Source organism: Micromonospora sp. NBC_00330 (assembly GCF_036136635.1).
In the GTDB taxonomy this organism is placed as follows: domain Bacteria; phylum Actinomycetota; class Actinomycetes; order Mycobacteriales; family Micromonosporaceae; genus Micromonospora; species Micromonospora salmantinae.
The window spans coordinates 5,089,904-5,102,353 of the sequence record NZ_CP108012.1 but is presented as its reverse complement, the minus strand read 5'-3'; the positions used below and the strand labels follow the sequence as shown (position 1 = coordinate 5,102,353).

Annotated in this window: 11 protein-coding genes; 7 read left to right on the top strand and 4 right to left on the bottom strand. The window is 71.8% G+C overall.

The annotated features are described in order from the left end of the window. The first annotated feature begins 29 nt into the window (after positions 1-29). Both OG598_RS23000 and OG598_RS22995 read left to right on the top strand, forming a co-directional pair. Complete coding sequence (locus OG598_RS23000; RefSeq protein WP_328651026.1) at positions 30-452, top strand: PPOX class F420-dependent oxidoreductase; 423 nt, start codon at positions 30-32, stop codon at positions 450-452. A gap of 52 nt (positions 453-504) precedes the next feature. After that, complete coding sequence (locus OG598_RS22995; RefSeq protein ID WP_328651025.1) at positions 505-1,578, top strand: adenosine deaminase; 1,074 nt, start codon at positions 505-507, stop codon at positions 1,576-1,578. Positions 1,579-1,580: 2 nt separating this feature from the next. Here the strand turns inward: OG598_RS22995 and OG598_RS22990 are convergent, their stop codons facing one another. Then, the gene (locus tag OG598_RS22990; protein ID WP_328651024.1) at positions 1,581-1,874 is read right to left on the bottom strand and encodes a hypothetical protein; all 294 of its coding nucleotides are present in this window, start codon (positions 1,872-1,874) and stop codon (positions 1,581-1,583) included. Between the two features lie 502 nt (positions 1,875-2,376). Here OG598_RS22990 and OG598_RS22985 point away from each other — a divergent pair. The 4 genes from OG598_RS22985 to OG598_RS22970 all read left to right on the top strand — a co-directional run bounded on the left by OG598_RS22985 (position 2,377) and on the right by OG598_RS22970 (position 7,496). Further along, positions 2,377-6,027 carry a sensor histidine kinase gene (locus OG598_RS22985; protein ID WP_328651023.1) on the top strand — a complete coding sequence of 1,217 codons (3,651 nt, stop codon included), beginning with the start codon at positions 2,377-2,379 and terminating at the stop codon, positions 6,025-6,027. Then, positions 6,024-6,428 carry a roadblock/LC7 domain-containing protein gene (locus tag OG598_RS22980; RefSeq protein WP_030329023.1) on the top strand — a complete coding sequence of 135 codons (405 nt, stop codon included), beginning with the start codon at positions 6,024-6,026 and terminating at the stop codon, positions 6,426-6,428. Before OG598_RS22985 ends, OG598_RS22980 begins: the two co-directional genes overlap by 4 nt. 98 nt (positions 6,429-6,526) lie before the next feature. Further along, entirely contained in the window at positions 6,527-6,901 is a 375-nt protein-coding gene (locus OG598_RS22975) for a DUF742 domain-containing protein (protein WP_124820399.1), read from the top strand. A gap of 1 nt (position 6,902) precedes the next feature. Next, positions 6,903-7,496, top strand: coding sequence for a GTP-binding protein (locus OG598_RS22970; RefSeq protein ID WP_007455465.1), 594 nt, complete (start codon positions 6,903-6,905; stop codon positions 7,494-7,496). Positions 7,497-7,767: 271 nt separating this feature from the next. Here OG598_RS22970 and OG598_RS22965 read toward each other — a convergent pair whose 3' ends face one another. Then, positions 7,768-10,212: a transposase gene (locus OG598_RS22965; protein WP_328655410.1), complete on the bottom strand. Its 2,445-nt coding sequence runs from the start codon at positions 10,210-10,212 to the stop codon at positions 7,768-7,770. 39 nt (positions 10,213-10,251) lie between these two features. Then, entirely contained in the window at positions 10,252-11,205 is a 954-nt protein-coding gene (locus tag OG598_RS22960; protein WP_328651022.1) for a DNA primase, read from the bottom strand. Between the two features lie 160 nt (positions 11,206-11,365). Between OG598_RS22960 and OG598_RS22955 the strand changes: the two genes are divergently transcribed. After that, entirely contained in the window at positions 11,366-11,704 is a 339-nt protein-coding gene (locus OG598_RS22955) for a PadR family transcriptional regulator (protein WP_238684472.1), read from the top strand. An 11-nt stretch (positions 11,705-11,715) separates the two neighbouring features. Here OG598_RS22955 and OG598_RS22950 read toward each other — a convergent pair whose 3' ends face one another. Further along, a complete protein-coding gene (locus OG598_RS22950) occupies positions 11,716-12,390 on the bottom strand; it encodes a permease prefix domain 1-containing protein (RefSeq protein ID WP_328651021.1) in 675 nt (224 codons plus the stop codon). Positions 12,391-12,450 lie beyond the last annotated feature (60 nt).

The following is a 12,450-nucleotide window of genomic DNA, read 5'->3' as shown; positions in this document are numbered from 1 at the left end:
GTCATCGATCTGCCTCTAGTTTCAATGACATGTCAACCAATTCCGACCGACTGTGGGAGCTGTTCGGTCAGCGGGGGCGCGGAGTGCTGGTCACGGTGCGCCGGGACGGGCGGCCCCAACTGTCGAACCTCGACTACCTGGCCGAGCCGGGGTTGATCCGCTGCTCCACCACCGGGGACCGGGCGAAGGTGCGCAACCTGCGCCGCGATCCCCGGGCCAGCTTCCACGTGACCACGCCGGACGGCGGCGCGTACGCGGTGGCGGAGGGGACCGTGACGCTCAGCGAGCCGGCCGCGGCCACCACCGACGAGACTGTCGACGAGCTGGTCGACGTCTACCGCCGGATTCGCGGCGACCACCCGGACTGGGCGGACTACCGCGCCGCCATGGTTGCCGACGGACGGCTCGTGATCCGGCTCGACGTGCACCGGGTGTACGGCTGGCGGCCGTGACGCCCGGCCGGTCCCGTACCGGTCCGGCCAGGCCGCTGACTAGGGTCTGAGCATGGTCGCAACTATCCGGTACGAGGACATCGTCAAGGTCCCGAAGGCGCTGCTGCACGACCACCTCGACGGCGGGCTCAGGCCGGCGACGATCGTCGACCTGTCCGCCGAGGTGGGCCACGAACTGCCCACCACCGACCCGGAGGCGCTCGGACGCTGGTTCGCGGACGCGGCGGACTCCGGTTCCCTGGAGCGCTACCTCGAGACGTTCGCGCACACGGTGGCGGTCATGCAGACCGCGCCCGCGCTGCGTCGGGTGGCCCGCGAGTGCGCCCTGGACCTGGCCGCCGACGGCGTGGTCTACGCCGAGGTGCGGTTCGCCCCGGAGCAGCACCTGGAACGGGACCTCAGCCTGGACGAGGTGGTCGAGGCGGTGCTGGCCGGGTTCGCCGAGGGCACCGCCCAGGCGGTCGAGGCGGGCCTGACCATCCGGGTGGGCACCCTGCTCACCGCGATGCGGCACGCCGCCCGTTCCCAGGAGATCGCCGAGCTGGCCGTGCGGCACCGGGATGCCGGCGTGGTCGGCTTCGACATCGCCGGCGCCGAGGCGGGCTTTCCGCCCACCCGGCACCTGGACGCCTTCGAGTACCTGCAACGGGAGAACTTCCACTTCACCATCCACGCCGGCGAGGCGTTCGGTCTGCCGTCGATCTGGCAGGCGATCCAGTGGTGCGGGGCGGACCGGCTCGGCCACGGGGTGCGGATCGTCGACGACATCGCCCCCGACGGCTCGCTCGGCCGGCTGGCCGCGTACGTCAGGGACAAGCGGATCCCCCTGGAGCTGTGCCCCTCGTCGAACGTGCAGACCGGTGCGGTGGCCTCGATCGCGGACCACCCGATCGGCCTGCTGCGGGACCTGCGCTTCCGGGCCACCGTCAACACCGACAACCGGCTGATGAGCGGCACCTCGATGTCGCGGGAGATGTCGCTGCTGGTGGAGACGTTCGGCTACGGCTGGAAAGAGTTGCAGTGGTTCACCATCAACGCGATGAAGAGCGCCTTCATCCCGTTCGACGAGCGGCTGCGGATCATCGATGACGTGATCAAGCCGGCGTACGCGAAGTTGATGGCCTGAGCTCAGCCATGTGGGTGGCCGGCGAGCAGCCCGGCCACCCGGCGCAGCACCTCCCGGGCCCGGGCCGCCTCCGCGCCGAGGCCCATCTGCCGACGCAGCACCGCGGGCTCGGCCCGTAGCAGCGACACCCCGCGCCGAATCAGCACCCGAGGCGCCTTGCGCTGCTCGGACAGGTCGCGGGCGAGTCGGCGCAGGAAGGTGGCCCCGCGCGGGCGGCGCAACGCGTACGCCCCGGCGAGCAGGCCACGGCGCCGGCACTCCTCGACGATCTCGGCGGCGAAGATCCCTTCGGCCACGAAAAGTGGCGATCCGGCGACATCAAATGGCCGGGTGGCCACCCGTCGATCGGCACCGATCGCATAAACCGGCACATCGGCTCGGCCCTCGCGGGCAAGTTGGGCAATGATTTCCACCGCACTGGGGGCGTCCCAGGAGTGCGGCGATTCCCAATCCACCTGGCCGTTTCGTCTCGGCAACGTAGGGTCATCGCCGTCTTTGTAGAAGTCGTCCAAGCACAGCACCGGCAAGCCGGTTTGCTGCGCTATGTACGACTTTCCGGAGCCCGATGGGCCGGCCAGTAGGACAACGCGGTGCGGATGTTCCATTACCTTCAGTTACTCCGGCCAGACAGACTGCTATCAAATCGCATCAACATCTCATCACACCTTCGGTCCGGGACAACCTGGGCTTTCTTCTTGTCGACCGGCGTGATGGAATCTCGGGGGTCCGACCCGCCGGGTCGGTCGCTGGGCGTTGCCCGGGGCAACGCGTTCAAGCTGTAATCGCGAGGGCGGTGACGTGAGCAAACGGCCAAAGACGGCGGGCTCCTTCCTGTCGCGGCTGCGCCGGCCGGCCAGCCGGCTCCGGGACATGCCGATCTGGTCCAAGCTCGGTCTCATCATGATCGTGCCGACCATCGCCACGGTCGTGGTGGGCACCAGTGGTCTTATCGACCACGTGGAGACGCTCAACAATGCCAACCGAGCTGGCGACCTGGCGAATCTGTCGAGCTATTCAGGTGACCTGGTCGACAGCCTGCAGGACGAGCGGACCGCCGCCGTGCTGCTGCTGGGCGCGAACGGGACGCAGCCGACGGCGCAGTACCAGGAGGCCTACAACCGGGTTAACTCCCGGGTGGATCAGGACGCGGCCCCGTACCGGCAGCAGCGGACCGAGATCGAGGACCTGCCGAGCAGCCTCGAGGGTCTGCTCGACAGCATCGACCAGAACCTCCAGGACCTGGCGGGCGTCCGCAGCCAGGTGTTCAACGGAAAGCTCGCTCTCACCGAGACCGTGCAGGCGTACGAGGGTCTGATCAGTGACCTGCTCGCCATCCGCGACTCGTCCACGCAGCTCGCCGGTGACAACCAACTGAGCGACCGGATGCGCGCCGCCGCGGCGGTCGCCCGGGAGAAGGAGTTCCTGGCCGTACGCCGGGTCGTCGTGCACCGCGCGCTGGGCGTTCAGGGCCGACAGCGCCTGACCCCGGCACTGCGCAGGGACTACGTCGCCAGTGACACCGGCCAGCAGCAGGCTCTGCAGAGCTTCAAGGCCGTCGCCACCCCGGACGACGCGAAGTTCCACGACCAGACGGTCGCGGGCGGCGACCGCCGGCAGGCACAGAACTACACCGGCTGGATCGACGGCAACACCACCGGCGACATGCGCGGTGCGCCGTTCGGCCCGGACCAGTGGGAAGCCGCCATGACGGCCAACGCCAAGCTGATCCGCACCGTCGAGCGGAAGCTCGACAGTGAAGTGGTCAACCAGGCCGACACCCTCCGCTCGGACGTCCAGCGCCAGGTCTTCCTGGAGACCGGCCTGCTGCTCAGCATGTTGCTGCTGGCCATCCTCTTCGCCTACCTGGTGGCCCGCTCGATGGCCCGCTCACTTCGTGAGCTGCGGCAGGGCGCGCTCTCCGTGGCCCAGTACGGCCTGCCACAGGCGGTGGCCCGTCTGCGCGACCCGCAGGTCGTCGGGCAGCTCTCCCCGGTGCAGCTGGCCAACCAGATCGCCGAACCGTTGCCGGTGCGCAGCAAGGACGAGTTCGGCCAGGTGACCGAGGCGTTCAACGCCGTCCACCTGGAAGCCGTCCGCACGGCCGCCGAGCAGGCGGCACTGCGTGCCTCCGTCGCGACCATGTTCGTCAACCTGGCCCGCCGTTCCCAGATCCTGGTCGACCGCCTCATCGGGCACCTCGACCGGCTGGAGCGCGGCGAGGAGGACCCGGACCGGCTGGCCGAGCTGTTCCAGCTCGACCACCTGGCCACCCGGATGCGCCGTAACGACGAGAACCTGCTGGTGCTCGCCGGTGCCGACTCCACCCGTGTGCAGCGTGAGCCGGCCGCCCTCATCGACGTGCTGCGCGCCGCGCAGTCCGAGGTCGAGCACTACACCCGGATCGATTTCGGTGTCATCGACCGCGACATCGAGGTCGCCGCGCACGCGGTCAACGACCTGGTGCACCTCGTCGCGGAACTGTTCGACAACGCCACCGCGTTCTCCCCGCCCGACTCGCAGGTCATGGTCGAGGCTCGCCGGGTCGGCGACCGCTCCTCGCTGTACGTCGAGGACCGCGGCATCGGCATCAGCGCCGAGCAGTTGCACGACCTCAACGAGCGGCTCGCGACGCCGCCGCAGGTCGACGTGGCCGTGTCCCGGATGATGGGCCTGGTCGTGGTCGCCCGGCTGGCGTCCCGGCACGGTGTCCGGGTCGAGCTGCGCCCCGGCAACGATCGCGGCACTGTCGCCGACGTGACCCTGCCCACCTCGGTGCTGGTGCCCCGAGCGCTCTCCGGCCGGGTGCAGCAGCCTCCGGCGCTGCCCGCGGCCGGTGCTCCCCAGTTCGGTGGTCCGCAGTCCGGTGGACCCGCGCCGGTCTTCGGCGCACTGCCCGCGCTGGGCAACGGCCCCCGCCCGAGCGAGTCCGGCAACCAGGTCACCCTGGGCGGTCGCCCGTTCGACCCCGCGACGCGCAATGGTGCCGGCGCCCCCGCCAACGGTGGCGCGTACCGGTCGATGCCGGCCTGGTCCGATCTGACCGGCGCAGCCGGGACGAACGGCGTCAACGGCGGCGACGGGTTCACCCCCCGGTCGGCCAACGGCCAGGGCACCGACCCGCTGCCGCAGCGCCGGGCCGGGGACGAGACCCCGACCACCGGCCAGCAGCCGTCCATTCCGCGTCAGCTTCCGAGCAGCCCCGAGGCGCACCCGTACTCGGCGCCGCCGGTCTCCGCGCAGCCCTACTCCGGTGCGCCGGTCTCCGCCTCGCCGGCCTCCGGCCAGCCGTACTCCGGCCAGCCGTACTCCGGGCAGCCCTACTCGGGTGCGCCGTACGGCGGGGCGCCGGTGTCCGCCGCTCCGGCCTCCGGGCAGCCGTACGCCGGTCCGCCGGTGTCCGCGTCGCCGGTCTCGGCCTCGCCGGCGTCCGGTCAGCCGTACTCGAACCAGCAGTACTCGGCACCGCCGGCGTCCAGCCAGTCGTTCAGCGGCTTCGCGCCCCGATCCGCCCCGCCCGCGCAGGCGCCCAACGCCCCGGCGCCGCCGGCCTGGCCGCCAGTGCCGGGTAGCGACCGGGACACGGCCACCCCGCCGGTGCCCGAGCGGCTCGCCGCCGCGCTGGACATGACGACGGAGCTGCCGCGGGTGCCGCGACCCGGCGAGCAGCCGGCCGCAGCCCAGCCTCCGGCTCCTGCGCCGACCCCGGCGGCAGCGCAGGCTCCGGCTCCGCAGACGCGGCAGGCGCCGCAGACGCGGCCGGCGCCGCAGCAGCCGCAGGCGCAGAACCGTCAGCGGTACGCGGATGAGACGATGGAGCTGCCGATCTTCCGGGAGCTCGAGTCGGCCTGGTTCCGTACCCGTCGCCCGGGCTCCGAGGAGACCGCGGCCGGCGCTCAGCCAGCGACGAACGGCGACTCCGCGACCCAGCAGTTCGCCACGGTCGAGGCCACCGGTCGGGCAGTCCACAAGACACCACCCGGGACGACAGGTAACACACCGATGGCAGACACTCCGACGGTCGGAGGAGCGCCGCGGGACAACGGCTCCACAGCGAACGAGGGCACCCGCCCCAGCCTCGCCGAGAGCCTGCCGAACCGCCGGCCCCAACCGCAGAGCAACGGCTGGCAGACCGCCGCCGACGACGGCTGGCGTGCTGCCTCCGCAGCGGCCGGCGCGACGCCGGTGAGCGAGACCACCACGACCGGTCTGCCGAAGCGCAAGCCGATGGCGCAGCTGGTACCCGGTGCGGTAGAAAAGCCCACCACCTCGGTCCAGCGGCGCTCCCCGGAGGCGGTTCGTGGCCTGCTCTCCGCCTACCACCGGGGCGTGCAGCGAGGGCGTAGCACCTCGGACACCCCGACCAGCCCGGAGGCGACTCCGGGAGGGCAATCCTCGCAGTCTGGCTCAGGCCCGGTGGCCGGGAGCGGGCAGAAGGAGCAAGAAGGATGACAACTACGCAGGATCTTGGTTGGCTGCTGGCCAACTTCGCCGACCGGGTGCCCGGCGTCGCGCATGCGGTCGCCGTATCGGCGGACGGCCTACTCCTCGCGTCGTCACGGGATCTGCCGCGCGACCGGGCAGACCAGCTCGCCGCGATCTCGTCGGGTCTGGTCAGCCTGACCCAGGGGGCAGCACGCTGCTTCGAGGGAGGCGCGGTGTTGCAGACCGTCGTGGAGATGGACAATGGCTTCCTGTTCCTGATGTCCATCTCGGACGGCTCGTCCTTCGCCGTGCTGGCGGCCCGCAGCTCCGACGTGGGCCAGGTTGGCTACGAGATGGCGCTGCTGGTCGACCGGGTGGGCGACGCACTGACCCCGCAGCCGCGTGCGGCTGCGGGCATGCTGGGCTGACGTCTCGCCGATCGTGAGGTCGGCACGACTGCAACAACGACAACGACGGGATTCACCGGTGGGAGCCGGTAACGGGTGCGAAGGAGGTGAGCGGCGAGATGGCCGATCGTGACGAACCGACCGGAGCGTTGGTCCGTCCATACGCCGTGACCCGTGGTCGCACCCGTCCCCGGCTCGACATCGCGCTGGAGGCGCTCGTCGAGACGACGGTGCGCGGCCGTACCGCTGCCAATGGCAACGGTGGTGGCCGCGAACACCAGTACATCGCCGCGCTGTGTGACGGACGCGTGCAATCGCTCGCGGAGATCGCGGCGCGGATGCAGCTCCCGCTCGGTGTGGCCCGGGTGCTCATCGCCGACATGGCGACGGACGGCCTGGTCGCGGTCCACGAGCCGACCATTTTGGACGACTCCGACGACGCGGTGGGCACTGAACTGCTGGAGAGGGTGCTGAGTGGACTTCGCAGGCTCTGACATGTCGCACCGCCCGCCGAACCCGAGCGGCCGCGTGACGTCGGCGAAGATCGTTATCGCCGGTGGATTCGGCGTCGGTAAGACGACGCTGGTCGGCTCGGTCTCGGAGATCACGCCGCTGACCACCGAGGCCATCATGACCTCCGCTGGCGTGGGCGTCGACGACACCCGGCAGGTGCCGGGCAAGACGACGACCACGGTGGCCATGGACTTCGGCCGGATCTCGATCGACCGTGACCTGATCCTGTACCTGTTCGGTACGCCGGGTCAGACCCGTTTCTGGTTCATGTGGGACGAACTGGTGCGGGGTGCGATCGGTGCGGTCGTGCTGGTGGACACTCGCCGGCTGGCCGACTGCTTCGCGGCGATCGACTTCTTCGAGCACCGACGCCTGCCGTACCTGGTGGCGATCAACTGCTTCGACGGGATGCAGTACCACGACCCGCAGGACGTCCGGGACGCATTGGCGATCTCGAGCGACGTGCCGGTGGTGGCCTGCGACGCCCGTAACCGGGAGTCGACGAAGCACGTGCTGATCTCGCTGGTCGAGTACGTGCTGACCATGCGCCGTACGCGCGCCGTCGCCCCGGCCTGATCGCGGCGCTGCACGCCCCGGTGGTGGCTCCGGCCGCCACCGGGCGCTGCCAGCCGCCCCGGTGAGTCCCACCGCGCGGGCTCGTCGCTCAGACGAGCCGGCGCGCCGCCAAGCCGTCTCCTGGCGACCTGGAAGCTGTCGGCCCCTGCCCGGGGCACCAGCTCACCCACGGTCCTCACGAGGCGGCTTCTGCGTACCCGGGACCGCCCTGCTGACGCAGAAGCGCCCCCAGCCAGCCGGCTGGGGGCGCTTCTGCGTGTGAGAAGGGGGGTCAGGACTGGTAGCCCGCCGAGCGGTACTCGTACTCCCGGTCGTCGTCGCGGTCACCGTGGTCGCGGCTGAAGTCCCAACCGCCGGCCGCCTCGCGACCGGGCCGACCACCCACAGCGAAACCGCCGATCTCCTGGCCGCGACGCCAGCCACGGAAGTAGCCGGTCGTGTTCTCTGCAAGGCTTGCCGCATCACGCACTATCCGCAATGGGCGCTCCTCGCGCAGCGGCGAACCCGGCACCAGGTTGGCCTGCGGCACGCGCTTCGGCAGCCCGGCGTTGGTCTCGGCGCCCACTGCCGGGCGGGCGGCCTGCTCGGCGGCCTGCCAGCCGGTGTCGGCAGTGGTCGACCAGTCCAGGTCGGACTCCTCGGGCTGCCCCACGAACCAGGCCGACTTGGCCTGCGCGAAGATCAGCAGATCGCCGTCGCCCTCGTCGGCGACCGGCGGGGGCCGGTGCTCCATGGGCGGTGGCCGGTGCTCGACCGGGGGCGACGGCCGGTGCTCGGCGGCACGCTCGGTACGGGCGGCCGCCCGACCGTTGCGAGCGGCCTGCTCGCGGTCGACCAGGCGCAGCGGCGGCGTCTCCAGGTGCTGGTCCGCGGGAGGGTTGAGCCCTTCGCGCAGCGCCCGGTCGGCCAGCGGCGGCGGCTCCACCAGCCGCAGCATCGGCGGCTCCGGTGGCAGGTCGTCCGCCAACCACGGCGGGGTGACCCGACCGTCGGCCCGACCCGGGTCGGTCGGGGCGTCGACACCGCGGCTGGCGCCGTACGAGTAGGCCACCGGGTTGTTCGGTGAGCTGTCGGACGGGTCCTCCGGGTTGTTGACCAGCGGCCAGTTGGCACGGGAGCCGGGCGGTGCGGCCTCCTGCCCCGGTCGGGGGGTCGGCACCGGAATGCTGAGATCGGTGGCGCTGAACCCGCCGGTGGGTGGCTCGTCGACCGGGCGTTGCTGGTGGCTCGGCCGAGGCTCGCCGTTGGTCTTGGGGCGGGGCGGAATGACAGTCCGCTGCCGCTCGGCCCGCGCGTTGTTGATCGCGGCAGTGGTCAGCGTCGGCCGGAACGGCTCACCGGCCTCGGCCGGCGGCACCATGCCGCGCTGCGCCGGCGCGATCGGGGTGATCCCGGGCGGCGGAGGCGGTGGCGAGGAGACGGGCCGGTTGGTCGGGCCGTCGATCCGGCTGGGCAGTGGCTCGCTGCGACTGGGCAGCGTGGACGCCGGCGGACCAGCCATCGCCGCCGGAGTCATCGGCGCGGGTGCGACCGGCGGCGGCGTGACCGGCGCGGGTGCTACCGGCGGTGGCCCGAGCGGGCGGGGCGATGCCAACGGCGCGTTACCGGGGACCGGCTCGGGACGGCTGCGCCGCCCGACAGCGGGTGCCGGGTCGGCGGCCGGCGGGGCCTGTCGGACCGACCGCAACCCGGCGCTGGTGCCGGCGAGGCCGGTCAATCCGGCGTTGGTGCCGGCCAGGCCGGTCAACTCGCCGACGGACTCGCCGCGGCGGGCCGCGGCCCGGCGGCCGGGTGCCTGGACAGGCGTGGTGACCCGCGAGCTGAGCGCGCTGACCAGCGCCTCACACCCGGCGTCGCAGGCCCGTACGGAGGCGACGGCCTGGCGGACCGTCTCGGCCACGGCGGACGTGAGCGCCCGGTTGACCGCGGCACGTCGGGGTGTTTCGGAGATGGCGACCCGCAGGGCGGTGACCGCCTCGTTGATCTCCTCGGCATCGGCGACCCCGTCCGCTGCGAGGTGCGCGGCGATGGCATCCGCCGCGACCGACACCTCGCGGCCCCGGGCCACTGTGCCGCCGAGCATGCCCGGCTCGGGCAGCGCGTCCAGCACGGCCAGGGAGACCGGCTCGGCCGGGTCCGGGTATGCGCGTAGGGCCGCCGGGTAGAGCTCACGCAGAACCTCGCGCAGCGCCACGGCGGCGGAGTGTCGGCCACTGGCCAGCGCGGCGTGCGCGGACAGCACCTGCTTGTAACCGGCGAGGTCCCGGGGTGCCGGCAGGGTCACGGCGGAGAGCGCCCCGGCCTGCAACGCGCGGGCGAGGCCGACCGACCGTCGTTCGGCCGGAGGCGACTGCATCTCCTCAAGGGAGTCGTCATCGGCGAACCGCTCGGCGAAGTCGTCCACCGAGTCGTCGTCGGCGATCGCCAGGGGTCGGCCCGCCGCGCTCAGCAGCGAGGTGACCGTGTGGTCGTCGCTGTCGGCGGCGATGGCCGCACCGCTCGGCCCGCCCGACCGCTCCACGAGCAGCGCGACGAGCTGGGCGTAGCCAGCGGCGTCATCGCTGATCTCGCAGACATGCAGCAGACGGCCTGCGTCGTCGACCACAGCGGACGTCAGCGTCGAACCGGCGGAGGCCGGTCGGTCAGCCGGATCCGCCGAGGCCAGACCGCAGTAAACGCGCACGAGCGCCACGGCGTCGTCCTCCTCCCGGGACAGGTCTTTCCTCTGCCAGCAACTGATGCTCCCCGGTACGGGTCAGTCGCGCCAGTCCACCACCGCAGAGATCTTGCCGACAATGGTGCGCCAACCCAAACTTGCGGTCTGCGCCCCGATCTTCTTCAGCCGTCGCCGAGCCATGAACGCGCCGATCCCGCCGTTGGCGGTGCCGCGCAGCGCCTCGTCCAGGTCGTCGAGGCTGGAGCCGGCGGAGAGCATGTCGAGTACCGCAGGCAGCCGCAATGCGTACGAGAGGTCACGTGCGGCCTCGCCCGCCTCGATCAGCAGGGTCGAATCCCACGTGTCGTGCCCGCCGCGCAGGTTCTCCACGACCAGGTCGAGCTCGTAGGTGTCCTCGTCGAGCGGAGCGATATCTGCCGGCTCCACCCGTTCGGACAATTCATTCCAGCTGTCCAGTTGGGACAGATCGTTTGGCGCACCGGATCGGATGAAACTGACAAGCGACTCGGGGGTCTTGAACAGCAGCAGCTTGCCTCGGTTGCTGAGGAAGACCGGCACCTCCTCGTCGTCCGCCTCGTCCGCGACGGCCTCGTCCGACTCGTCGTCGGTCTCGGTGTCGGAGGCGGCGCCGTCCCGGCGGCGCTTCGACTCGTCGTCCTCGTCGGCGAACTCCTGGGCCAGCTCCTCGTCGAGGATGACGACGGTCTCGTCGTCCTCCTCCTCCTCGATCGCCTGGCGGCGGGCGAGGAACGGGTCGTCCTGGTCGCGCTCGGTCACGTCGGTCGGAGTCAGCGAGCTGGCCGGTCGGTACGCCCGGAGCGTGAAGCCGGTGCCGGCGGGCAGGGCGATCTCCACTGGGTCGATGCGCAGCTCGTCCCAGAGTGAGCGGTCGATCGACGCCGACGGGCGGTCGGTCTCGGTCTCGTCTGGCTCGGCCGCGCCGGTGGTGTCGTCGAGCTCGGGCTCGTCGGCGTCGGGCCGTTGGGGCGACTGGCGGGCCACGCTGACCTCCGTGTGCTTCGGGTTGCCCACCCACCGGGGTCTCTGACCGGCGAGTGACTCTGGGCACATACCCTAGTCGGCAGCCCTGGGTGACCGATGCCCGCACCCCGGTGGCCGGTTGGCGCACGGGCCCGACCTGCTGGTCGTCACCCCTGGCGAAGCGGCGGTTCGACAAGTAGCGTAGCTACGTATGAAGGCCCAGGAACTGCACGGCCATCTCGACGCCCTGCTGCTCGCCGTGCTCGAACAGGGCGCGCTGCACGGCTACGCGATCATCGAGGCGCTGCGCGCCCGCAGTGACGGCAGTCTGGATCTGCCCACCGGCACCATCTATCCGGCGCTCCGTCGCCTGGAACGCGCCGGTCACGTGGCGAGCACCTGGAGCACTGTCAGCGGCCGGGAGCGGCGGACGTACCAGCTCACCGACTCCGGCCGGCGAGCGCTGGCCGGGGAGCGGGCCGGTTGGCGCGAGTTCCAACTGACAGTCGGCCGGTTCCTCGATCCCGGCAGCCCGCCCACCCCGGCCTGACCCGACGCCGGTCAGCGGGTGGTGGCCAGCAGCCAGCCGCGCGCCGCGCGGGTCAGGGAGAAGTATCCGCCGCCCACCAACACCGCCCCGATGATCATCGGCGGCCAGTGCGCCGCCGCGTCCCAGAGGTTGAGCGACCAGGTGAAGAGGGCGCTGCCTGCCACCATGCCGAGGATCAGGACGCCGGTCAGGCCGGTGCCCACGGCACGCTGGGCCAGAGCCAGGCCCGGCCGGGGTGCCCGCGCGCTCGCCCAGACCACCAGCAGACCGGCCACCGAGAGCACCAGCGCGCTCATCCAGATCCAGTCGACCGAGTTGGACAGCAGCAGGTAACCGGCCGGGGGACGTGGGCCGCCACTCCAGCTCGACCCCCGCCAGGTCAGATCACCGGCGACCACCCCCACCCCGGCGATCGCCAGCATCCGCAGGGAGAGCCCACGTAGGGCGCCCACCGCCAGCTCGGCCTGCCAGGACGGGAGCACCTGCGCCGGTGAGCCGAACTCCACCACCGCCCGGCGCTGCGCCTCGGTGGATGGCACCCCGCTCTCGCGGTACGCCTCGACGGCGTCCAGCAACCCGTGCCGGGCCTCGGTCAGCAGGTCGGACTTGAGTCGCGCCGGCCCCTGCAGTCGAGCGGCCAGCTCCCGCAGGTGCTCGTCGACCATCACGTCCTCACCGCGCCCCATGGCACCACACTGCCACGGACTCCCGCCGGTCGACGTCCGGGAGAACCCTGGTCCGCCCCC

Excerpts from the sequence above, each read along its gene's own strand:
- OG598_RS23000 (WP_328651026.1), top strand. The coding sequence starts at position 30 with ATGTCAACCAATTCCGACCGACTGTGGGAGCTGTTCGGTCAGCGGGGG.
- OG598_RS22995 (WP_328651025.1), top strand. The coding sequence starts at position 505 with ATGGTCGCAACTATCCGGTACGAGGACATCGTCAAGGTCCCGAAGGCG.
- OG598_RS22980 (WP_030329023.1), top strand. The coding sequence starts at position 6,024 with ATGACAACTACGCAGGATCTTGGTTGGCTGCTGGCCAACTTCGCCGAC.
- OG598_RS22975 (WP_124820399.1), top strand. The coding sequence starts at position 6,527 with ATGGCCGATCGTGACGAACCGACCGGAGCGTTGGTCCGTCCATACGCC.
- OG598_RS22970 (WP_007455465.1), top strand. The coding sequence starts at position 6,903 with ATGTCGCACCGCCCGCCGAACCCGAGCGGCCGCGTGACGTCGGCGAAG.
- OG598_RS22955 (WP_238684472.1), top strand. The coding sequence starts at position 11,366 with ATGAAGGCCCAGGAACTGCACGGCCATCTCGACGCCCTGCTGCTCGCC.
- OG598_RS22950 (WP_328651021.1), bottom strand. The coding sequence starts at position 12,390 with ATGGGGCGCGGTGAGGACGTGATGGTCGACGAGCACCTGCGGGAGCTG.